Source organism: Hymenobacter metallicola (assembly GCF_004745645.1).
In the GTDB taxonomy this organism is placed as follows: domain Bacteria; phylum Bacteroidota; class Bacteroidia; order Cytophagales; family Hymenobacteraceae; genus Hymenobacter; species Hymenobacter metallicola.
The window spans coordinates 439,035-461,363 of sequence record NZ_SRMB01000002.1 but is presented as its reverse complement, the minus strand read 5'-3'; the positions used below and the strand labels follow the sequence as shown (position 1 = coordinate 461,363).

At 60.4% G+C, this 22,329-nt stretch carries 15 protein-coding genes and 1 riboswitch; of the genes, 5 read left to right on the top strand and 10 right to left on the bottom strand.

The window, feature by feature from the left end; all coding sequences use genetic code 11:
- Window positions 1-112 precede the first annotated feature (112 nt).
- The 4 genes from nusA to E5K02_RS12745 all read right to left on the bottom strand — a co-directional run bounded on the left by nusA (window position 113) and on the right by E5K02_RS12745 (window position 9,644).
- Window positions 113-1,396: a transcription termination factor NusA gene (gene nusA / locus E5K02_RS12760; RefSeq protein WP_135395164.1), complete on the bottom strand. Its 1,284-nt coding sequence runs from the start codon at window positions 1,394-1,396 to the stop codon at window positions 113-115.
- A gap of 132 nt (window positions 1,397-1,528) precedes the next feature.
- Window positions 1,529-1,999, bottom strand: coding sequence for a ribosome maturation factor RimP (locus E5K02_RS12755; RefSeq protein WP_240737270.1), 471 nt, complete (start codon window positions 1,997-1,999; stop codon window positions 1,529-1,531).
- Between the two features lie 161 nt (window positions 2,000-2,160).
- Window positions 2,161-5,997 carry a DUF7948 domain-containing protein gene (locus tag E5K02_RS12750; RefSeq protein ID WP_167856387.1) on the bottom strand — a complete coding sequence of 1,279 codons (3,837 nt, stop codon included), beginning with the start codon at window positions 5,995-5,997 and terminating at the stop codon, window positions 2,161-2,163.
- A gap of 164 nt (window positions 5,998-6,161) precedes the next feature.
- Window positions 6,162-9,644, bottom strand: coding sequence for a DUF7948 domain-containing protein (locus tag E5K02_RS12745; RefSeq protein WP_135395162.1), 3,483 nt, complete (start codon window positions 9,642-9,644; stop codon window positions 6,162-6,164).
- A 180-nt stretch (window positions 9,645-9,824) separates the two neighbouring features.
- On the opposite strand from E5K02_RS12745, the gene E5K02_RS12740 reads away from it, so the two are divergent.
- The 3 genes from E5K02_RS12740 to E5K02_RS12730 all read left to right on the top strand — a co-directional run bounded on the left by E5K02_RS12740 (window position 9,825) and on the right by E5K02_RS12730 (window position 13,653).
- Window positions 9,825-10,898, top strand: coding sequence for an endonuclease/exonuclease/phosphatase family protein (locus E5K02_RS12740; RefSeq protein WP_167856386.1), 1,074 nt, complete (start codon window positions 9,825-9,827; stop codon window positions 10,896-10,898).
- A 237-nt stretch (window positions 10,899-11,135) separates the two neighbouring features.
- Window positions 11,136-12,638, top strand: a complete 1,503-nt coding sequence (gene cysS, locus E5K02_RS12735; RefSeq protein ID WP_135395160.1) for a cysteine--tRNA ligase — start codon at window positions 11,136-11,138, stop codon at window positions 12,636-12,638.
- Window positions 12,628-13,653, top strand: coding sequence for a M28 family peptidase (locus E5K02_RS12730; RefSeq protein WP_135395159.1), 1,026 nt, complete (start codon window positions 12,628-12,630; stop codon window positions 13,651-13,653). Before cysS ends, E5K02_RS12730 begins: the two co-directional genes overlap by 11 nt.
- A 68-nt stretch (window positions 13,654-13,721) precedes the next feature.
- Here E5K02_RS12730 and E5K02_RS12725 read toward each other — a convergent pair whose 3' ends face one another.
- Window positions 13,722-14,243 carry a GNAT family N-acetyltransferase gene (locus tag E5K02_RS12725; protein WP_206025955.1) on the bottom strand — a complete coding sequence of 174 codons (522 nt, stop codon included), beginning with the start codon at window positions 14,241-14,243 and terminating at the stop codon, window positions 13,722-13,724.
- A 9-nt stretch (window positions 14,244-14,252) separates the two neighbouring features.
- On the bottom strand, window positions 14,253-15,155 hold the full coding sequence (locus E5K02_RS12720) for a S66 peptidase family protein (RefSeq protein ID WP_135395158.1): 903 nt from the start codon (window positions 15,153-15,155) through the stop codon (window positions 14,253-14,255).
- A 182-nt stretch (window positions 15,156-15,337) separates the two neighbouring features.
- Between E5K02_RS12720 and E5K02_RS12715 the strand changes: the two genes are divergently transcribed.
- Complete coding sequence (locus tag E5K02_RS12715; RefSeq protein ID WP_135395157.1) at window positions 15,338-16,564, top strand: carboxylesterase family protein; 1,227 nt, start codon at window positions 15,338-15,340, stop codon at window positions 16,562-16,564.
- An 84-nt stretch (window positions 16,565-16,648) separates the two neighbouring features.
- Here E5K02_RS12715 and E5K02_RS12710 read toward each other — a convergent pair whose 3' ends face one another.
- The 4 genes from E5K02_RS12710 to E5K02_RS12695 all read right to left on the bottom strand — a co-directional run bounded on the left by E5K02_RS12710 (window position 16,649) and on the right by E5K02_RS12695 (window position 21,580).
- A complete protein-coding gene (locus E5K02_RS12710) occupies window positions 16,649-17,923 on the bottom strand; it encodes a homoserine dehydrogenase (RefSeq protein WP_135395156.1) in 1,275 nt (424 codons plus the stop codon).
- Window positions 17,901-18,914 (bottom strand): homoserine O-acetyltransferase MetX, encoded by a 1,014-nt coding sequence (gene metX / locus E5K02_RS12705; RefSeq protein WP_240737268.1) that lies wholly within the window; start codon window positions 18,912-18,914, stop codon window positions 17,901-17,903. Before metX ends, E5K02_RS12710 begins: the two co-directional genes overlap by 23 nt.
- 295 nt (window positions 18,915-19,209) lie before the next feature.
- The gene (locus E5K02_RS12700) at window positions 19,210-20,595 is read right to left on the bottom strand and encodes an O-acetylhomoserine aminocarboxypropyltransferase/cysteine synthase family protein (RefSeq protein ID WP_135395154.1); all 1,386 of its coding nucleotides are present in this window, start codon (window positions 20,593-20,595) and stop codon (window positions 19,210-19,212) included.
- 381 nt (window positions 20,596-20,976) lie between these two features.
- A riboswitch (SAM riboswitch) is annotated at window positions 20,977-21,090 on the bottom strand.
- A 178-nt stretch (window positions 21,091-21,268) separates the two neighbouring features.
- Window positions 21,269-21,580 (bottom strand): LysM peptidoglycan-binding domain-containing protein, encoded by a 312-nt coding sequence (locus E5K02_RS12695; protein WP_135395153.1) that lies wholly within the window; start codon window positions 21,578-21,580, stop codon window positions 21,269-21,271.
- A 223-nt stretch (window positions 21,581-21,803) separates the two neighbouring features.
- On the opposite strand from E5K02_RS12695, the gene E5K02_RS12690 reads away from it, so the two are divergent.
- Window positions 21,804-22,220: a hypothetical protein gene (locus E5K02_RS12690; protein ID WP_135395152.1), complete on the top strand. Its 417-nt coding sequence runs from the start codon at window positions 21,804-21,806 to the stop codon at window positions 22,218-22,220.
- The last annotated feature ends 109 nt before the right edge of the window (window positions 22,221-22,329 follow it).

Genomic DNA, 22,329 nt, shown 5'->3' with positions numbered 1-22,329 from the left:
CGAACGATACTCGTATTCAGATGCAAAGGTACTACATTAAATCTTGCCAGCCGACGCCAAATCACGCCGGCTGGCGTGATTTAACGTCTTTGCTGTACCGGCCGCCGCGCATTCATTGCGCGTCGCCGGAATTTGTGGTTTCTTCTTGGTCGTCGTTATCCTCGAATTCGTTCCGAATAATGCGGAAAACCTCATCTACGGTGACGTCTTCCAGCTCGGTACGCCGAACAATATCTTCTTTACTCACGGCCAATACGGCCCGGCCGGTGTCGAGGCCAATTTTCTTGAGCTCGTCGAGTACCCAACCTTCAATTTCGTCCTGGAACTCGTCGAGGGCAATATCTTCGTCGTAGTCGCCGGCCTCGCGGAACACGTCGATTTCCATGCCTACCAACCGGCTCGCCAGCTTGATGTTGGCACCGCCGCGACCAATGGCCAGACTTACCTGGTCCGGCTTTAAGAACACCGAAACCCGGCCGGTTTGTTCATTAATGCGCATCGATCCAATCTTGGCCGGCGACAGGGCGCGCTGGATGTAGAGTTCGAGGTTATCGGTGTAGTTGATTACGTCGATGTTCTCGTTTTCCAGCTCGCGCACCACGGCGTGAATCCGGGAACCCTTCATGCCGACGCAGGCCCCTACGGGGTCAATTCGGTCGTCGTAGCTTTCAACGGCCACTTTGGCTCGCTCGCCCGGCTCCCGCACGATGTTCTTGATGGTAATCAGGCCGTCGTAGATTTCGGGCACTTCCAGCTCGAACAAGCGCTCCAGGAAGGCCGGAGCGGCGCGCGAGAGGATAATTTTAGGCGTGCCGTTGATGATTTCCACGCGGTGTACTACGGCGCGCACGGTGTCGCCCTTGCGGTAGCGGTCCTTGGGGATCTGCTCGGCCTTGGGCAGTACCAGCTCGTTTTCTTCTTTATCCAGAATCAGGGCCTCGCGGCTCCACACTTGGTACACCTCGCCCGTAACAATTTCACCGACCTGATCTTTGTAGGCCTGGTAGAGGTTATCGCGCTCCAGGTCCTTCACGCGCTGAATCAGTGTCTGGCGGGCCATAAGCACGGCCCGGCGCCCGAAGTCTTCGAGCTTCACTTCCTCGGCTACCTGTTCCCCTACCTCGAAGTCGGCTTCGATCTTCTGCGCTTCGGCCAGCGGAATCTTGTCGAAATCCCAGATGTCCTCGGAGTTGTCATCCACGATTTCGCGGTTGCGCCAAATCTCCAAGTCACCTTTGTCCACGTTGATGATGACGTCGAAGTTCTCATCGGTGGTGTACTTTTTCCGGATCATCGTGCGGAACACGTCCTCCAGGATACTCATCATCGTGGGACGGTCGATGTTCTTGGAGCGGGCGAACTCGGCGAACGATTCTATCAGGACGTTGCTGTTCATGGGGTTAAGCTATTAACTGAAGAGGGGTGGGCCAGGTTTTGAAGCCTACGCGTGCTCGACAGTTTGCGGTTTAGATGAATTTCAAAACGAAGACTACTGGCTACTACTAGTAGTAGCTGGCGGCCTTCGACCTTATTTAAAGGAAATAACTACGCGCGCTTCCTTAATATCCGCAAAAGGAATGAGGGCAGCGGGTAATACTTTCTTTTTGTTTTTCTCCTTGATTTCCTCGGCCAGTTGAATGCCTTCAGCTTCAATAGCCTCCATCACACCATTCTTTTCCGTGCCGTCCTGCAGCTTTACGTTCAGCGTACGGCCCACGTGGCGGGTGTACTGGCGCTGATCGGTAAAGGGCTGGTCGGCACCGGGTGAGGTGACTTCCAGCGTGTAGCTGGCTTCCTCGCCGTAAGCTTCATCGATACGCCGGGCCAGCCGCCGGCTAACCAAGGCGCACTCGTCGATACCGAAACCCTGCTCACTATCAAGAATCACGGTAATCTTGGGCCGAATGGCGTCAGAAACGGTCAGGGCGACAACGAATAGCTCAGGGCCGGGGAGGCTGTCCTGTAGCATTTCGGCTATTTGGTCGCGGTCAAATTTCATGGAGATGAATAGGGGGACAAAAGAAAGAGGGGACTGTGTGTCCCCTCTTCATAGTCAGTTTGCTGGTGCAAAGATAAGCCGAAAAAATGCCGAAAGCAAGCCACCGTGATAACGGCCCGGGTGCGGGACAAGCCGCTGCTTTTCCGGGTGGGGCCAGGCGGTTAGCGGTTTATCTCCAGCCAGCCTTTAACAACGACGCCGTCGAACTGGCGCAGATGGTAGTAGTAGGTGCCCGCGGGGACCTGTCCGCCGTTCCAATCGTTTTGGTACTTGGGGGCCTCAAAAACTTTGCTGCCCCACCGTGAGAATACCTGGAGGTGACCAGGGCAGCCGTTGGTAGCCCGGAAAACGTCGTTGATGCCGTCGTTGTTGGGCGTAATAATATTGGGTATTTCGTAAGCCGGCGTCACCTGAACCACTGGCAGCGTAAGCTCTACGGTGCACAGGCCATTGTTGTAGGGCCGAATAATACGGGGAGTGTAGCTGCCTTCCTTTTGGTAGACGTGGGTAACGGAGTTGCCCGCGCCTTGCGTGCCATCGCCAAAGTCCCATCTAACTCCGGAAAAATTGTTGAGTGGATCGGAGAAGCGCACGGCTAGCGGGGCTTGGCGGGTTTCGGGACACGCCTCCGTGGCCCAGGAAGCAGCATACATTGGGACAGGTGCCACGCTTACCCGGCGGGTACCACTACTGATACATGGCCCGCTGGTGACCGTGTAGGTGAGAACAGCGGAGCCGCTAAAGCCCACGGGCGGCGTGAAAACACCCGCGCTGGTGATATTGCTGCCCGACCAGGTGCCTCCTGCCGGCAGGGCCCGCAGGCGGAAAGATGCGGTGGTACCTACGCAGATGAGCGTGTCGGCGGGCATGCTCACGGGCGCGGGTGTACTGACCGTAACGGGCACTGTGCCCACGGCGTCGCAGAGCGTATAGCCGGTGCGGTAACTGATGCTAAAAGTGCCGGTGCCGGCCTGGGAGGGTGTGAATATGTAACCGGAGCTAGTGGCCTGTACACCCCGCCCGCTCCAGACGGCCCCTGCCGGTAAAGGCACGGCAGTGGTAGTGGTGCTGCAATACGCCAGCGGAGCCGGAGGCGTGAAGCCGACGCTGAGCTGCACGTTGGCCGTAATAGAGGCCGTACTGGTGCAGCCCTCGGTGCCCGTTACGGTGTAGGTAAGCACCCGCGTGCCCACCAGTGCCGCACTGGGCGTAAAGAAGAAGCCTGCCGTAGCTGAGCCGGAAACTCCTGGCCCGCTCCAAATGCCACCCTTGGGCAAGCCATTTAGCAAGGCAATGGGTTCGGCGTTCGAGCAGGCCGTAATGTTGCTGCCGGCAGTGGCGCGCAAAACCGTGACCGTACGAGTCGCCTGCAGGATACAGCCACCGGTAACCACGTTGTAAACCAGCGTGTGAGTACCGGGACCAGCCAGGTTAGGGTTAAAGATATTATTGCTGACGCCAGGGCCGGAGAAGGTGCCACCAGTAGGCGTTGCTGTTAGCGCCACGCTGGGCACTGGGTTGTTGTTGAGACAAAAGGAAGTCTGGGTGGGGGTCGTAAATGCGGCGGGTGGGGGAGCGGCTACCACCGTGAGGCGCAGGTTGGATACTCCGCCGCAGGGACCTATGCCCGTAACGGTATAGGTCAGGGTATTTACGCCGAGCAAGGCCTGCGTAGGCGTGAAAACAAACCCGGTCGCCACGGAGCCCGATACGCCCGGGCCCGTCCAGACGCCGCCAGCGGGCGAGCCACGCAGGGGTTGGGGGGCGGCGGCTACGCATACAGTGGCGTCGGTACCGGCTATTACATTTGCCGTTTCAAAGTTGAACTTGAAAGCGGCGTTGTTGCACCCGCCAAATATGCCCGAGGTGGCCGAGAACGTACCGGCCCCCGGGGGCACAGGAAACCGCCCGTCGCCAGAGAAATTGCAGGCGCACACTGCCTGGTACACGAAGCCTCGCGGGTCGAAGCGGGAGGTACCCCCGTCGACATGGTCGCCCACGTCACCCTGCTGACCAAAGTAGGTAGCGTAGTCGAGGCGGGTAGCATCGGGGGCCAGCTGCATCAGGTAGAAGTCGCTGCCATCGGTGGTGGGCTGCACGGCATTGGCCGTCACGGGCAAGCCGTGGACGTAGCCGTTGTAGAACGGCAGATTTGCATTTTCGCCCCCACCCCAACCACTGATGTAGATGCGGTTACACTGGTCAACCAGAAAGGCGGTGGGGGAAATATCGATGGAGGACCGGCCGCTGCCAAAGACGGTGGAAAAGCTGGTGGACGACAAGTCTTTGTCCAGCTTGTGGAGAAACTGCCGGCTGCCGGCATTTAGGTAGCGCCCGGCCGTGACGGGATAGTTGCCCAACGACTGCCCCAGCACGTAGACGGATCCGCTGGCATCGAGCTGCAGAAAATAGGCCTGATCGTAGGAAGAGGTGCCCAGGTAGGTGGACCGCTGGAGTTGGTTGCCGACGCTGCTGATACGCGCCACAAAACCGTCGGTATCGCCGCGGGTAGTGGGGTGCAGCGTACCGGCTGTTGTGGGAAAGTTGGAGCTGGTGGTGCCACCACTCACGTACAGGTTGCCGGCGCCATCCAGCTGCAGGGAGTAGGCCGCCTCTTCGCCAGACCCGCCCAAAAGATTGCCCCAGAGGAGGCTGCTCGCCGTGGAGTTGAACTTGCAAACGATGGCATCATAGTCGCCACCCCGATACGAGTTGTTGAAGCCATTGGCCGCCGGAAAATTGGCGGAGGAAGTATTGGAGGCGATGTAAATATTGTCGTTGGCATCGAGCAGAATATCGCCCCGGAAACCGTCGCCGTAGTTACGCACCAGTTCCGAGTAGCTGGTTCGCAGCAGGCCTTCGTTGCCCTCGCCGCCCAGGTACGTGGAGCCGACTAAGGTACTACCGTTGGCACTCAGGCGGGTCACGACTATATCGCTGCCCCCGGGCAAGAGATACTGGCTCGAGCCAAAGGGTTCGACATAAGTGCCCCCGTTGAAACTACGGTCGTAGGCGGTACTCGAAGTGGGGTAGTTTGCAGAGCCAGTCGTGCCCAGCATGAATAAGTCGCCCTGGCTACCCACGACCAGGCTCTGCGGAAAATCGGCGGAGGAGCCGCCGATGTAGGTGGCCCACACGCGGGAGGCCGGGCCGGTGGTAGCGGTGTTGTACTTGATGATGCCAATGTCGATCAGGCCGGCAAAGGTGGTGCGGTAGGCACCCGTGGTGGTGGGGTAGCCCGCTCCGAAGACAATACCGCCCGAGTACATATTGCCCTGCTGGTCGTAGGTGGCCGTAAAGCCCCAGTTGTTAGCCGTCGAGCCGGTGTAGCTAGAAAAAATAACCGTGGGGTCGATGGTCAGGGGCAGCTCGGCGTTGTATTTGCCCAGCCGAAAGCGCACCGTACTGCCTTCGAGCACATAGGCGCAGGCCACGGCCACACGCTGCCCGTTGGCCGTAGTTTGCCAGGCCTGGGGCGCCAGTTCCCGCAGAATGCCCACGGTGGTACTTACTTCCAGCGCGCCTTCCGCCGTCAGATGGATGGCATCGGCCCCGGTGTAGCGCAGGCGAATAGCGGCCGGATCGGCTTGGGGAGCCAGCTCGAAGTCGTACTCTAGTTGCTGCTGCCGATTCTCGTAGAAGTGAGCCCCGATGCCGGGCCAGATTTCGGCGTAGCGTACTTGCCGGAAGCCGGGCACGTTTTGGGCCCATTGCTTGGGGTCGTTGCCCCGCAGATAGTTGCGCACCTCGGTGGTCTGGTTGTCGGAACGCAGCTGGGGTTCGGGGGTGCCGCCCTGAAACGTGACCCGCAGCGCATGGGCTTGAATACCGGCAGCGGACTTAGCCTTGTCCTGTATTGCGCTACCGTGGGCGTGCGGTACACCAGCCAGCAAAGAATAGGTAAGGCCTCCGGGCTCCAGGTACAGGCGGCCGGCCGGCAACTCGGCCATGTAGCGCACGGCAGACGGCCACTGGCCCCGGTTTTCGATAAACTCCAAACTCGCGCCAGAAGCAAGATTGGTTTGAGCCCAACTCGCAGTAACCCAACAACTCAGTGTAGCTGTCAGACAGAGTAATTTTCTCCACATAGATGCTGTGGTAAAACAATAGAAAAAAGGGAATCAGTAGTAGGCAGACTAACGCAGTAGAAAGAGGGGGCCACTCAGCGCTTGACTTCCACCCAGCCTTTGGCCGTGCGGCCGTCTTGGTCGCGCAAGAGGTAGTAGTACACCCCGTCGGGCAGGTTCTCGCCGCGCCAGTCGTTGCGGTAAGTGCTGGTTTCGTAGAGCTTGGCGCCCCAGCGGTTGAAAATCTGCAGGGAGGCGGGCTGGCAGCTGAAAACCGGAACAAACTGCTCGTTCAGGTCTTTCTGGTCGGCATTTGGGGTGATGATGTTGGGAATGAAAACTTCTCCCACAATGACCGGCGCAAACTGGGTCACTACCTCACAGTTCGAATACCGGGCCGTGAGCTGCACCGAGTACTGCCCGGGCTTTTCGTACACGTGGGAAGGGTTAGCTAGCGTGGAAGGCGTGCTGCCGTCGCCGAAGCTCCACTGGTAAGTGCCGCCCGGCAAAATGGGCGCAAAAGTGCAGGTAAACGGTGCCAGCCCCGTGTACTGGGGGGCCGCCTCGCAGGCCGGCACGCTCAGGGCCACGTTGGTTTCGGGCGAGGGAGCCAGCAGCACGGTGCGGGTATCGGTGTTGCTGCAGCCGTTGCTGTTGATGGTATAGGTCAGGGTAATAATGGCGCCGCGGTTGTTGGTATTGGGCGGGGTAAACAGGCCCGAAGGGGTGACTCCCTGACCGCTCCAGGTACCCCCGGCCGGGCTGGCGCCCGTCAGTTGCAGGGAGGCCGTTTCGTAGGCGCACAAGGTGAGGTTGGGGCCGGCTTCCACGTCCGGCAACTGATTCACGACCACCGTTTGCGTAACGGCCCCACAGCGGGTTGTGTCGCCGGGGAAAGAATAGGTCAGCGTGTGGGTGCCTACCTTGGCTTGGGCCGGGTTGAAAGTGCTGCCTGCCACGCCGGTTCCGCTGAAGGTGCCGCCGGGGGGCGTAGCGGTAAGCTGCACGGGTACGGTGCTGCTGATGCACTGGGGCGGAATGGGAGTGAAAACCGGAGCTACATCCGGCGTAACGGTCATGCGCAGGGTGCGGGAACTGATGCAGACGCCGGTAGAAGCCACTGAATAGGTAAGCGTATTGGCCCCGACCAAGGCCGCCGAAGGCGTAAACTGGTAGCTGCCGTTGGCCCCCAGCGACACGCCCGGACCCGTCCAGGTGCCGCCGGCCGGGCTGCCCCCCAGGACTACGGGGCCCGCACTGACGCACACGTAGCGACTGGGCCCGGGGTCGGCCAAGCGCGTCCCGAAGTCAATCTTGAAGGCGGCGTTGTTGCAGTTGATGCTGCCGTTGATGGTAGAAAAGCTGGCGCCGGGCAGGGTGGGAAAGCCCGAACTAGAAGAGCCAAACCCGCCGTTGCAGCCCCCACAAACCGCCTGATACACCAGGCCGCGCTTGTCAAAGCGCGAGGTGCCGCCGTCGACGTGCTCGGCCCGGCCGCCCTGTTCCCCGAAAAAGGTAGCGTATTCCAACGCTTTCATACCGGGTGTAAACTGGGCCAAGTAGAAGTCGGAGCCGTCGGTGGTAGGCTGAATAGCGCCGGGCGTAACGGGTAGCCCCGATGTAGTGCCGCCAAAAAAGCCGTTGTTGGTGGTGCCGCCCCAGCCGCACACATAGATTCGCTCACAGTCATCTACCAGAAAGGCCGTTGGCGAGAGCAGGGTGTTGAGGCTAGGATTGATGCCGCCAAATTGAGTAGCGTACAAGCTCCGCGTCAGCGTAGGATCCAGCTTCTGGACAAACTGGCGGCCGTTTGGGGTTGCGTACAAGCCGGCCGTGGCTGGGTATGTCCCACTGGTTTGACCCAGCACGTACACGTTGGCGGCCGCGTCGAGCTGTACGAAGTAGGCCTGGTCGTAGGAGGAGGTGCCCAGGTAGGTAGCCTGCTCAATGCGGGTACCGTCGGCGCTGATATGAGCCACAAAGCCGTCGGCATCGTTGGTCGGGTGCTGCGGTTTGTAACTGCCGGGCGTCGTGGGAAAGTTGGTGCTCGTGGTGCCGCCGCTCACGTACACGTCGCGCTTGGCGTCTAGCTGGATGGAATACGCTGCATCCGTTGCGGTGCCGCCCAGGTAAGTGCTCCAGAGCAGGGTTTTCAAATCAGGACTGAGCTTGCACACTACCGCATCGTAGCCGCCTGCATTCCGGCTTTGGATGCTGGTAGTCGAGGCCAGCGGAAAGTTGACGCTGGTGGTGGCCGAAGTCAGGTACACGTTGCCGCTGCCGTCGGTGATGACGTCGCCCCGGAACTGGTCGCCGTAGTTGTGCACCAGCGCGCCGGCATTGAGCAGCATTAGCCCATCGGTGTCGGTACCGCCCAGAAAGGTAGACGCGGTAAGCTTGCTGCCGTCGGCGCTGAGTTTGCTGACGACAATGTCGCTGCCATTGCCATAGTGGAGGGCATTGAGCTTATTAATGCGGGGTCCGCCATTGAAGGTAGCATCGAAGGCGCCCGGGGTCGTGGGGTAGTTCTGGGAGCCCGAGGAGCCCATCACCACCAGTTCCCCGGCCGAGTTGACCACCAAGCTGTGGGGGGCTTCCGTGGAGTCGCCGCCCAGGTAGGTGGCGTAGAGGCGGGAAGCGGCGCCGGTAGCGGCCGTGTTGTATTTAATGATAGCAATGTCCCAGATGCCGTTAAAGGAGACATCGTAGGCGCCGGGGCTTACCGGGAAGCTCAACTGCTTGATGATGCCGCCGGAATACATGTTGCCCTGCTGGTCGTAGGTGGCCGTAAAGCCCCAGTTGTCGCCGGTGGCGCCGGTAAACGAGGAAAAGATAACCGTGGGGTCGATAACCAGGGGCAGCTTGGGGTCGTACTTGCCCAGGCGGAACGACACCACATTGCCCTGCAGCACATACGCGCAGCTGACGGGTATCCGCGTGTCGCCGAGTCGTTGCCAGGCTTGCGGGGCCTGCTCCGTAACGCTGCCCACCCCAGTCTGAATAACCAGGTTGCCCTGCTGCAGGCTGAGCTTGTCGGCCCCGGCGTAGCGTAGCCGAATCTGCGCCGGGTTGGCCCCGGGCTGCAGGTGGAAGTCGTACTCGAGGCGGGCACTGCTGTTTTCGTAGAGCTGGGCGCTGATGCCGGCGTAAATATTCTCGTAGCGCACCCGTCGGAAGGCCTGCACCCCGCTGGCCCAGTGCCGGGCGTCGGAGCCCTGAAAGTAGTTACGCTTGTCAGTGGTAGCCTCGGTTGGTACAAACGTGGGCTTGGCATTGCCGCCCTCAAAGGTCATTGAGTAGGCATGGGCCCGCACCCGGTTGGGCGTGGCCGTGTGCTCGTGTTGCTGCTCTACGGCTTTGGGGTCGATGAAGGCATAGGTAAAGCCGCGGTTTTCGAGGAACAGTCGCCCGCCGGGTACTTCGGCCAGGTAGCGCACCCGGCTGTTCCACTGGCCCTTATTTTCGGTGAATTCCAGCGTGCGGCCCGGTACCTCGCTGGCGGGGCGGGCCCAGCCAGGTAGTTCGGGCAATAAGAAGGCAAGCAGCAAAAGAATGCGTAGCGTAGAGAGTCGACCCATATCCGGAAATTATAATTCGAAAGATACAACCAAAACCCGGAGCTAAAACAGCCGTAGCGGCCATGTGCTCGTAACCTATACCTTTGCTTTTCCCGTCAGGGCTTTCTGCTTGTGCGTCGTTCCTTTGCCTTTAAATGTACTCTGCTCGTACTAGCGTGGCTGCTACTGGCCATAGCCTGCGTGCAAATTTCGCCTCGGGTGTTCTGGCCCGCCGCTTTTGGGGCCCTTACCCTGCCGGCGGCCCTGGCCCTGAATCTGGCGGCGGTGGGCTACTGGCTCCTGCGCAACTGGCGCGTAGCGGCCCTGCCCGCCGTGGTAGCCTTTCTGACTTGGCCTCACTTTCAGCGGGGGCTGGCCCTGCATCCGTTCCGACCGGCCCCGGTGGCCGAAGCCGGCTGGCAACCCGTGCGCCTGGTCAGTGCCAACGTGCGCATTTTCAACGTGTATCCGCAGCTGCGCGACAAAGACTCGGAATCTTCGCGAAAGTTCATTCAATGGCTGGCTGCTAACCCGGCCGACATACTGTGCCTGCAGGAATTTTACAACGAACCCGCCGGTGGCCGCAGCACCGAAGGCAGCTTGTTTCGGAGCACCGACAAAATTGGACGTCAGGCCGGGCGCCAAGCTTTTGTATCCAAAACCCTGACCAACTGGGCGGGCTCCGAGTTTGGCATGGCCATCTTCTCGCGCTTTCCTATCGTGGGCCGGGGCACGATTTCCTTCGATAAGCTCACCCAGAACCACGCCATGTTCGTGGACCTGCGCCTGCCCGCCGGCGACACGATTCGCGTCTACAACTTCCACCTGCAAAGCATGAGCATGGACGAGAAGGACATTGTGGATAGCTACTCCAGCAAGGAGGGCCTGAAGAAAAAAGGGCTGGGCCTAATGCGCCGCTTCAAGCGTGGGATAGTCGCCCGCAGCGTGCAGGTCGACACCCTGGTTCGGCGCTTCGAGCGCTGCCGCTACCCCATGCTGCTCTGCGCCGACCTGAACGACGTGCCCTACAGCTATACCTACGACCAACTAGCCGACCGCTTCCAGAACGCCTGGGCTACGGTGGGTACCGGCGTGGGCGCTACCTACAACGGAGCCTTGCCCTTCGTGCGCATCGACAATCAGTTTGCCAGTCCGCAGTGGCAAATTGGGGAGTTGGAGGTGAACTACGAAATTCCCTTCTCCGACCACTTCCCTACCTCGGCTATCTACTGGCTGCCGAAGTCCGCTACTGCAACTGCTGCCGGCGTGGAGTAGCGGGAGAACCTCAAATGGAACCCGTTGTACTAGCTACTGAACTTTTTGTACTGCAAAAGCGGGTTTATGTACTCATTTTGTGCTGAAAAGGGCAGACGTAGGAAGGGTCGGTAGTTCTAAAATTAGGATGCTTGCTGATAACACGGGCGTTGAAGTTTGTTTACACGCCGTAATCGGCTCAATAATCACAAGTAATTTCGCTTCGGGCTGACCGCTAAAACTTCCTACTTTTGCCAGATGCAGCACCCGCTTTCCCTCTACAACACGCTTACCCGTCGCAAAGACCCGTTCGAACCCGTTAATGCCCCCTTTGTCGGCGTTTACCTCTGCGGCCCGACCGTGTACAGTGAGGCGCATTTGGGCAACGCCCGCGGCCCGGTGGTGTTCGACGTGCTGACGCGCTACCTACGCCACTTAGGTTATACCGTGCGCTACGTGCGCAACGTAACCGACGTAGGCCACCTGGAAAGCGACGCCGACGAAGGCGAGGACAAGATGGCCAAGGCCGCCCGGGCCCAGCGCCAGGAGCCCATGCAGATTGCCCAGCACTTTGTGAACCTCTACCGCCAGAACATGCTGGCCCTGGGTTGCTTGCCGCCCGATATCGAGCCCCAGGCCAGCGGCCACATCACCGAGCAAATCAGCATGGTGGAGGAAATCATTGCCAACGGCTTCGGCTACGAGGTCAACGGCAGCGTGTACTTCGACGTGCCCCGCTACAATGCCGAGCGGGAGCGGTACGGCAAGCTTTCCAACCGCAGCATCGACGACCAGTTGGCCGGCACCCGCGACACGCTGGCCGGGCAGGATGAAAAGCGCAGCCCCCTGGATTTTGCCATCTGGAAAAAAGCCGCGCCCGAGCACATCATGCGGTGGCCCTCGCCCTGGGGCGAAGGATTTCCGGGCTGGCACCTGGAGTGCTCGGCCATGAGCCGCAAGTACCTGGGGCAGCTGTCCGACATTCACGGCGGCGGCCTGGATTTGATGTTTCCGCACCACGAGTGCGAAATTGCCCAGTGCCAAGGCAGCCACACCCACACCGATGAGTCGCGTTTCTGGGTGCACCACAACCTGATAACCGTGGATGGGACCAAGATGAGCAAGAGCCTGGGCAACTTCGTGCTGCTGGGCGACATGTTCAAAGGTCCCACGGCTACGCTTACGCAGGCCTATTCGCCCATGGTGGTGCGCTTCTTTTTGCTGCAGGCCCATTACCGCAGCCCCGTCGACGTGAGCGACGAAGCCCTGCAGGCCGCCCGCAAAGGCTACCGCAAGCTGATGAACGGCCTGCGCCTGCTCGATAAGCTGCAGCTGCCCGAAGGCACCGAACGCGCCGCCGATACCGAGAAGCCGGATGCCGAACTGCGCAAGCTGGCGGCTGATATCTTCACCGGCCTCAACGACGATTTGAATACGGCCCGCGCCGTGGCCAGCCTGTTCAACCTGCTACGGAAGTTCAACGGCTTCTTCGCCAACCCGGCCACCCTGGGCACCGTGAGCGAAGCTGCCCTACAGGAAGCGCTACATTCCTACCGCACCGTGGTGACGGAGGTGCTGGGCTTGCAGGACGAGCCCCGGGCCAATGCGGAGCAACTCCTGGAGCTTACCCTGGGCTTCTACCAGGAAGCCAAAACAGCCAAAGCCTACGACAAAGTCGACCAGATTCGGGCGGCGCTGAAAGGGCAGGGCATTGTGATTAAAGACTTAAAAACCGGCGTTGACTGGGCATATGAAGAATAAGAAAATTGGGCTGGCCCTGGCCGCAGCCGTGGGAGTGCTGCTGGCCAGCTGCGGCCCCGATAAAAAGGAAACCGCCGATACCACCACGCCGCCAGCCACCCCAACCGTAGCGGCCCCCGCTTTCAACGCCGACTCGGCCTATGCCTTCACGGCGAAGCAGGTGGCCTTTGGGCCGCGCGTACCCAACACCAAAGCCCACGTAGCTACCGGCGACTGGCTGGTAAAACAGTTCAAGGCGTACGGGCTGGCGGTGAAAGAGCAGAAGTTTGAGGTGATGGCCTTTGATGGCAAAACGCTTAACTCGCGCAACATCATTGCGCAATTTGCGCCCACGGCGGCCCGGCGGGTAGCTATTTTTGCGCACTGGGACACGCGCCCCTTCGCCGACAAGGACAAGGAGAAGAAGAATGCTCCGCTCGACGGCGCTTCCGATGGGGCCAGCGGCGTGGCTATAGCCCTGGAAATGGCCCGCTTGCTCAGCCTGCAGCCCGACAGCCTGCAGCCCGCCGTAGGGGTCGACTTCATCCTGTTCGATTCCGAGGACTACGGCTACGACTCCTCCACCCAGAGCGACCTGAAAGACCAGCTCAGCGCCCAGGGCAAGGACAGCTGGTGCCTGGGCTCCCAGTACTGGTCGCGCAACCTGGTGCCCGCCGGGTACAAGCCCAGCTACGGCATTCTGCTGGATATGGTAGGGGCCAAGAACGCCAAGTTCAGCCGGGAAGAAACCTCGCGGCAGTACGCCCGCGACGTGGTGGACAAAGTGTGGAACACCGGCGCTCAGCTCGGCTACTCCGACTTCTTCCTGTTCCAGGATAGCCCCGGCATCGACGATGACCACGTGTATACCAACCAGGCCGGGGTGCGCACCATCGACATCATCGACCACCTGCCCGTCGGCGACGATTATTTCCCGGCGTATCATCACACCACCCAGGACAACATGAGCGTCATCGACAAGCGCACCCTGAAGGCCGTGGGCCAGACCGTGCTGCAGACGATTTATAACGAGTAGTGCTGCCGCATCAGATAAAGAAAAGGCCCGCAACGGAAGTTGCGGGCCTTTTCTTTATCTGATGCGGCTCAGGTCAGCAGCTTGTAGTAGATAACCGTGGCGTGCAGCTCACCGGAGGCACTACGGGCAAAGTCCGGGATAACGCCGCCGACCTGGTAGCCCACACTCTGGTAGAGCCGCTCACCGTGGTCGTGCTGGCGGGTGTCCAGAATCAGGGTGGTGCGCTGCCGCTCCCGGGCTTTGGCCTCAGTGGCTAGCAGCAGCTGGCGGCCCACACCCCGGCGCTGGGCCTGGCGGTGCACCATCACCTTGCAGACTTCGGCCCGGTGCAGGCCGTTCGACTTGGTGGCCAGATCCAACTGGGTGGTGCCCAGCACCTGCCCGTTTTCTTCGGCTACCAGCAGCACCCGATGGCCGGCGGCCACCGCCTGGGCTACTTCCTGCCAGTATTCCTCCAGCTCACCAGGAGCCAGCGGGGGCAGAAAGCCCAGGGCTGCTCCCGAGTCCAGGGCGTCCTGAAACAAGGCCGTCAGGGCGGGCACTTGCGCCATGGCTTCCGCCGCGGAAAGTTCTCGAATGACTATCGACATAACAAACGGTTAAAGGTAGCTGAGCTTGGTGCCAGCGGGTGTAACGCTTAGCTGCGCGGGCCGGCCGCAAATCAGGGCCACGTTTTGGGGCTCGTGGCCGACTGGGAAGCCGTAGGCTACCGGAAAATGATACTTGTTGGCGTAGGTAGCAATGATTTCGTAGGGCGTCTGGCCGAAGGGCACGGCGTTGTCGAGCGAGTCGGTGAAGTGGCCCACCAGCAGGCCGGCCAAGTTGCGCAGCTTGCCGCTACGGTCGAGGTGGACCATCATCCGGTCGATATTCATGAGGTATTCGGCCACATCCTCCACAAATAAAATGCGGCCAGCCAGGGCGCAGTCCGAAGCGGTGCCGCTCAGGTTTTGCAGCAGCGTCAGGTTGCCACCGACCAGCTCGCCGGTAGCCGTGCCCGGGCGGTTGAGCGGGTGGGCTGGCGTGGAGTAGGCTGCCGGCTCGCCAAACAGCGCCTGCCGCAGGGTTTCCAGGGCCTGCTCGCCACCAGTCTGGTTAAAGATGAACGGCATCACCCCGTGGATACTTTCGTAACCCAGGTTGAGCAGGTGGCAGTTGAGCGTGGTAATGTCGCTGAAGCCGGCTACCCATTTCGGGTGCTGAGCAAAACCCGAAAAGTCAATCTGGTCGATGATGCGGGTGGTGCCGTAGCCGCCCCGGGCGCACAGAACGGCCCGAATACTGGGGTCGTCGAGCTGCTGCTGCAAGTCGCGGCGCCGCACTTCGTCGGTGCCGGCAAACTGGTGGTGTTCAGCCGTGGTAGACTCACCCAACACCACTTCCAGCCCCCAGCTGGTCAAAATATCGACGGCAGCAGCCATTTCCTCGCGCGACACTTTGCGGGCGGTACTCACAATGGCAACCCGGTCGTGGGGACGCAGGGCAGGAGGGGTAAGAGGCATAGCAGGGAAGCTGACGGAACAGGGCAAACCTACTCAACCAGGGCCGCTACCCCAAGCGTTTCCGCATTGAATCACGGTATTTGTACCCAAACTCCGCTAAAGAGCTGCCTGGGTAAGCTCCTGAATAGTAACCTTGCACCCCCGGGCTTCGTCCTACCTATTCGTGTTTACTTCCGCTTCAGATGAAAAAACTTCTCCTCTTCCTCCTGCTGCTGGTACTGGCCGTGCCGCTGGTGCGGGCCCAGGCCCAGATTGATACCACCCGGGGCCGTTACCACCAGCCCATCTTTCCGGCCCTTACTACGCGCAGCAACGTGGTGTTTGGCTCGGCCGTGAATTATCTGGGCAATACCCAAACGCTGACCATGAACATCTACGAGCCGACCGGCGACACGGTGCGGCGCCGGCCGCTACTAGTGTTTGCCCACGGCGGAGGCTTTGTCAGCGGGGCCAAAACCGACCAGGACGTGACCGAGCTGTGCCAGCGCTACGCCCGCCTGGGCTACGTCACGGCCAGCATCGACTACCGCCTGCTGTTCTTTCCCTTCGATACCGTCAACATTGCCCGGGCCTCGATTCGGGCCAGCCAGGATATGCGGGCGGCCGTACGCTTTTTTCGGCAGGATGCGGCTACCACCAAAACCTACCGTATTCATCCAGGCTATATTTTCGCGGCCGGCAGCTCGGCCGGCGCTTTTATGGCCTTGCAGCTCGGCTATCTGGATAAGCCCAGCGAAGTACCCGACTACATCAACTTAGACCAATTAGGCGGTCTGGAAGGCAACAGCGGTAACCCCGGCTACTCCAGTGCCGTGCGGGGCGTCGTTAATCTGTGCGGGGCCCTGGGCCGGCCCCAGTGGATAGAGCCCGGCAATGTGCCCTTCGTGAGCCTGCACGGCACCGCCGATGGCACCGTGCCCTATGGCAAAGGCACCGTCGGAAGCGGGCTGCCACCCCAGCAAGTGTACGGCAGCGGCGCCCTGAAGCCCCGTGCCGATGCCGTGAGCGTACTCAACCCGCTCTATAGCTTTAAGAATGCCGGGCACGTGCCCTACAGCGGCACCAGCGCCCGAAACCTGGCATACATGGATACGACCTTTCGCTTCGTGCGCGACTTCCTGCGGCCCGTGCTCCGCCAGCCCGGTACCGTTACGGGCACCCGGGCGGCGGCCAGCCTTACCTCCCTGGAGTTGTATCCGTTGCCCGCCGCCGAAACCGTGAAGCTTACTGCGGCTACCGCCACAGCTTTCCGGCCGCGGGAACTGGAGCTGCTGGATGCTACCGGCCGCGTAGTACGCCGGATTCGTTGGGAGAAGGCCGAGCAGCTCATTCGCCGGGAACAGTTAAAGCCGGGCGTGTACCTGCTACGGGGCCCCGGCCTGACTCCGCACCGCCTCGTGTTCGAATAAGCGGGTTGTTGCAGCATGTATTAACGTGAAAAAGCCTTTCCCAGCTGGGAAAGGCTTTTTTCGTGCAGAAAAAAGGACGGGGTATTATTCCACCTCCGCCAGCGCCAGCGTATCGGCGGGCTGGGTGGCGGGGCGCACGTTGCCGGTGCGGGCCACAAAGGCCCCTGCTTGGCGCAGCCGGTCGCGGTGCTGCAGCAGGGCATCGAGCGGCACAAACCCGACGATGTAGCCATCTTCGTCAGCTTCCTCCGTAATGTCGGTAAAGCCCAACTGGTCCAGGATCAGTTCGTCGTCGGTGCGCAGGTAAATCTCGATTTCCAGGTCGGTGGTGTAGCCCAATTGAGCGGCGGCCAGCTTCGGATAGGCGTAGTGAAAGTTGCCCCGCAGCGCCGCCAGATCGGCTAGCACGGCCGAGCCGGTGGGGTGGCCGCCGGCCCCGCGGCCCCGCAAAAACTGCGTGCCGGCAAATTCGGCTTCAATAACCACCCCATTGAATTCATCGTCCACGGCGTAGAGCGGGGACGATTGGTCCACAAACTGTGGGGTCACCAGCACCGTCAGCTGGTTGTCGGGCAGCAGATACAGACCCGCTACCACCTTGATTTTCTGGTTGGCAATAGCTGCGTAGGCAATGTCGGTGGCGCTGACGTTTTCAATGCCCAGGTTCAACACTTGGTCGGGCTGCAACAGCACCCCATACGCGTGAGCCGCCAGAATAATGGCCTTGGAACGAGGGTCGAAGGCGGCCATATCCAGGGTGGGGTCGGTTTCGGCAAAGCCCTTGAGCTGCGCTTCGGCCAAGGCCGGGGCGTATTCCGAGCCATCCTGGCCCATGCGGGTCAGTACGTAGTTGGAGGAGCCGTTGAAAATGCCGCTTACGCTGCGCAGCGGCTCCTGCCCGAAGTAGGCATCGAGCGTGCGAATAATGGGAATACTGCCGCACACGGCGGCTTCGTAGAGCAGCGTGCCGCCATACTCATGCTGCAAGGCTACCAGCTCGGGCAGGTGCTGGGCTACCATAGCCTTGTTGGCCGTAACCACCCGCCGGCCCTGGCGCAGGGCGGTGCTAACGAGGCGAAATGCTTCCTCGGCGTCGTCAATCACCTCAACCAGTACATCCAGCGCGGGGTCGTGCAGCAGCTCATCGGCCTGGAAGCTAAACGCCTCCTTGGGCAAGGAGCGAGGTTTGTCGGGGCTCTTTACTGCAATGCGGCCCACCTCAAAACCCAAACCCGGCACCTGCTGCAGAATAGCGTAGAGGCCCTGACCTACGCAGCCAAAGCCGATAAGGCCGATGCGCAGAGCTGGGGCTGGGGATGCCGCCGATATAGTAGCGTTAGTGGACAAGGCTAGGGACATAAAACTGTTCGAGTAAATGCGTGATTTGGGCCGTTTCAATCAGGAATCCGTCGTGGCCGTACTCCGAATCCATTTCGGCATAGGTGGCACCCACGACGTGCCGGGCCAGAAACTGCTGCTCGGCGGGCGGAAACAGCACGTCGGAGCTAATGCTAATAACCAGAGTCCGGGCCCTGATCTGGGCTAAGGCCAAGGCCGCACTACCCCGGCCGCGGCCTACGTGATGGGTATCCATGGTGCGGGAAAGTGCCACGTAGCTGTAGGCATTGAAGCGGGCCACGAGCTTGTCGCCCTGGTGCTGCTGGTAGGAGCTGGCCCGAAACGCATCAAGCTTGCTGGCATCCGGCTCGGCCTGAGTGCGGCCATACGCCTCGTAGCTGCGGTAGCTGAGCAGGGCCGTGGCCCGGGCGGCTTTCAGGCCCTGCTGGCCGCCGGTTGGCGTCGCCTGGTGGTAGGTAGGGTCGGCGAAGATGGCCAGGCGCTGAGCTTCGTTGAAGGCAATGCCCCAGGGGGAGTGCTGCGCATTGGTGGCTAGCACTACCAGGTGCGCAAACACCTGGGGCTGCTCAATAGCCCATTCCAGGGCTTGCTGCCCCCCGAGTGAGCCGCCAATCAGGGTATGAATTTTCTCCAGGCCCAGCTGCCGACGCAGGGCTTCGTGCGCCGCTACCATATCCCGGATGGTTACCAGCGGAAACTGCTGGTACAGGGGCTGGGCGGTTTCGCTGGCCGCTGTTAGCGGGCCGGTGCTGCCGTAGCAGGAGCCCAGCACGTTGGCACAGACGATAAACCAGTCGGCCGGGTCGTAGTAGTCGCCGGTGCCAAACAGGCCGGCCCACCAGCTGAGCACGTCGGCGTTGGCCGTCAGGGCGTGGCACACCCAGACCACGTTGTCGCGGGCGTCGTTGAGCGTGCCGAACGTATGGTAGGCTATCTGCACCGGAGCCAGCGTCGCGCCGCTTTCAAGCGCGAGTCCCGCCGGAAGGTTCAAAAGCCGTGGCTGAGTCATGTTGCAAAAGATGGTTAGCGAAGAAGCAGGCTAGTCAAGGCCAGCTGTTCCTCGGGGATGTCAGTACAATAGCGCGCGGGCTGAACCGGCTGGTCGGTCCTCTCTAGCATCAGTCCCACCCAATGAAGGATTTGGACCGCCGCTACCGGCTCAACCCGGGCTATTGCGGAATGGTCAGGATGATTCCTCTCTCACAACTCCTCACCCTGCCATTCCCAGTGCTGCCGTAGCTGGAGCAGGCCAGTCCATATGGGGCTAGCCACGTCTCCTCTCTACTTTAGACCTCCAGCGGGGCAGCGTGTTCTACTTCGGGCTGCACCAGCGCCTCGTCTTCGTTGTCCGAAGTCACGGGGGCAGCATTGCGCACGGCTTCGAAGGCCTGGGCCAGGTCGGCGCGGATATCGTCGAAATGTTCGATGCCAACCGACAAGCGCAGGGAGGTGGGCGTCACGCCGGCGGCGCGCTGCTCTTCCTCGGACAGCTGCTGGTGGGTAGTGGCCGAGGGCTGAATAATCAGCGTCTTGGCGTCGCCCACGTTGGCCAGGTGGCTCACCAGCTTCAGGTTGTCGATAAACTGCGTGGCCGTTTCCTTGCTGCCCTTGATGCTGAAGGTCAGCACGCCGCCGAAGCCGCGCTTGAGGTATTTCTGCGCCAGCGCGTTGTACGGGCTGCTCTTCAAGCCCGGATAATTTACACTCTCCACCTGCGGATGCTGCTCGAGCCAGGTAGCCACGCGCAGGGCATTCTCCACGGTGCGGTCCACGCGTAGGCTCAGGGTTTCGAGGCCGATGAGCAGCTGCCAGGAGTTGAAGGGGCTGATGGCCGGGCCAAAGTCGCGCAGGCCTTCTACCCGGGCCCGGATGATAAAGGCGATGTTGCCAAACGGCCCGTTCTTGCCGAACACGTCGTTGAAAACCAGCCCGTGGTAGCCCTCCGAAGGCTCGGTAAACTGCGGAAACTTGCCGTTGCCGAAGTCATACTTGCCCCCGTCGACGATGACGCCGCCGATGCTGGTGCCGTGGCCGCCAATCCACTTCGTAGCCGACTCTACCACAATGTGGGCGCCGTGCTCCAGGGGGCGAAACAGGTAGCCGCCCGCCCCAAACGTATTATCGACCACCAGCGGCAGGTCGTGCTTGTCGGCAATGGCCGCAATTTTTTCAAAGTCCGGCACGCTGAAGCTCGGGTTGCCAATAGTTTCCAGGTACAGCGCCTTGGTATTCTCGTCAATGAGCTCTTCGAAGGACGCCGGATTGTCGCCGTCGGCAAAGCGCACTTCGATACCCAGCCGCTTGAAGGCTACCTTAAACTGATTGTAGGTGCCACCATACAAGTGCGAGCTGCTCACAAAATTGTCGCCGGCCTGCAGGATGTTGTTGAGGGCAATAAACTGAGCCGCTTGTCCGGAACCCGTCGCCAAGGCCGCCACGCCGCCTTCCAAAGCGGCTACGCGCTGCTCAAACACGTCGGTCGTGGGGTTCATCAGCCGGGTGTAGATGTTGCCGAACTCCTTCAGGGCAAACAAATTGGCGCCGTGCTCGGCATTCTTGAATACGTAGGAAGTCGTTTGGTAGAGCGGCACAGCGCGCGAACCGGTGGTGGGGTCGGGCTGCTGGCCGGCGTGTAGTTGCAGGGTCTCGAATTGCAGGGCTTGCGTAGACATGATGGAGCTGGGTTAGGAAGTGTCTTGGAAAGAAGTTTCGGATTGTCAGCAGGTTGCGCTTGGTAAGGCGGCAACCGCAGTAGCGTCCGGAGCCCGCGTAAGGCTGCGTCGGAGCCAGACCAACCCCTGCGATGAAGCGTGCCAGCAACTGGCCCTGCACCGTGGGTAAGTCAGAAAGTAACAAGGAGGGAGGGGGACGCTAAGCGCTCAGCGGGCTAGCAACAACACTGGTTCCAACAACACATTCGCATTCGCCCGTTGTGCTGGCCCAGGACCGAAGCAGTGGCAACACGAAAACCCATCGGCAATTCAGCCGGCGCAAAGGCAGCTGAAGCGGACGGGGCAAAAGAGACGAAGGGGAGGTTATTTTCCATGGTACTCGACTTATAGCTCCCGCGGGCCTTACGCCATGCGGGCAGGAATTGGCACCTTTCATTCAGATGAAGGTTGCCAGCGGGTCAGGGAGCCTGTTCTCTCGCCGCTTCTGTATAAATTCTTTCAAAACTGCCCCATCGTTCTGGGGGAGTACCGGGTTGGTGACTGCAAATGTACGGGTGGAATTGAAAAGACCAAATCCTGGAAAAAGTTTTTTTGTTTTTCCAAAAAATTGGGCAAGAAAAAACGCCGTCCTAAGCTAGGACGGCGTTTCCAACCTTTTTCTGCAAAAAAGGACCTAAATAGTAGGTAACGTTAACTGTTGCCCAACTTCGATATGGTCGGGGTTATTGCCAATGATGGCTTTGTTAGCTTCGTAAATCTGGTGCCACTTGGAAGCGTCACCGTAGTGGTTTTTGGCAATCTTGGACAGCGAATCGCCACTTACTACGGTATAAGAGACGCCCTTTGCGGCAGCGGGTTGCGCGGGGGCAGCGGCCGGGGCCGCATTATTGCCAAAAAAATCGGTGCCCCCGGCGGGCTGAGGTTTGGCGGCGGGTTGAACGGGTTTTTCTTCGCCTTTATTGGTCAGGAAATCAAACAGTCCCATGGTTGTGTGTCGGTTAAGGTGGGGGAGTAGAACTACCGCATGTGCCTGACGGCCACGGTATCAGGGCTTCTTACGCCCTTAGGGTAAATAGGTTGTAGGCGGCCAAGCCCAACGGTCGGGGGCTTAACTCTTTAGCTTCTGCCGCGTAAGAACCGCAGCAATGGCCCCTTGTGCGGGGCCAGCACAGTGTTTTTGTCCTCCCCTAAAAACCCTTTCTTTCCCCATGAAAACTCTCCCCACTTCCTTTCGTCTGCTGACCAGCCTGCTGGCCCTGGTCGTGTTGTTCCTGTCGGCCTGCGGTAGCAAGGAAGGCAAAGTAGAAGGCGTCAACATGCTCTACGGCACTGAAAGCAAAGTCTGGAAAACGGATAAAGAGCTCAGCGCCGGCGGCGACAAAGTAAAGCAGACCGACGCCCAGGAAGACGAGCGGATCACCTTCTTTGCCAACGGCCAGTACAACATGACCTCGCCCGCCGGGGCCGTGAATGGCAAGTACACCTTTGACCAGCCCGGTAAGAAAATCATGCTGACCCCCGACGGCGCCGCCACTAGCAACAGCTTCGACGTGGTGACGCTGACCGACGACAAGCTCACGCTGAAAAGCCCCGAGGGTGCCGAGCTGCGCCTCGAGAAGGAATAGTTTCCGGTTTAGCTACCCAGCAAAAAAGGCTGCTTCCCACCCCGGGAAGCAGCCTTTTTTGCTGGGTACAGCGCCAGTTGAGCTGTAAATTAGCTTGGTAAGCTCGACA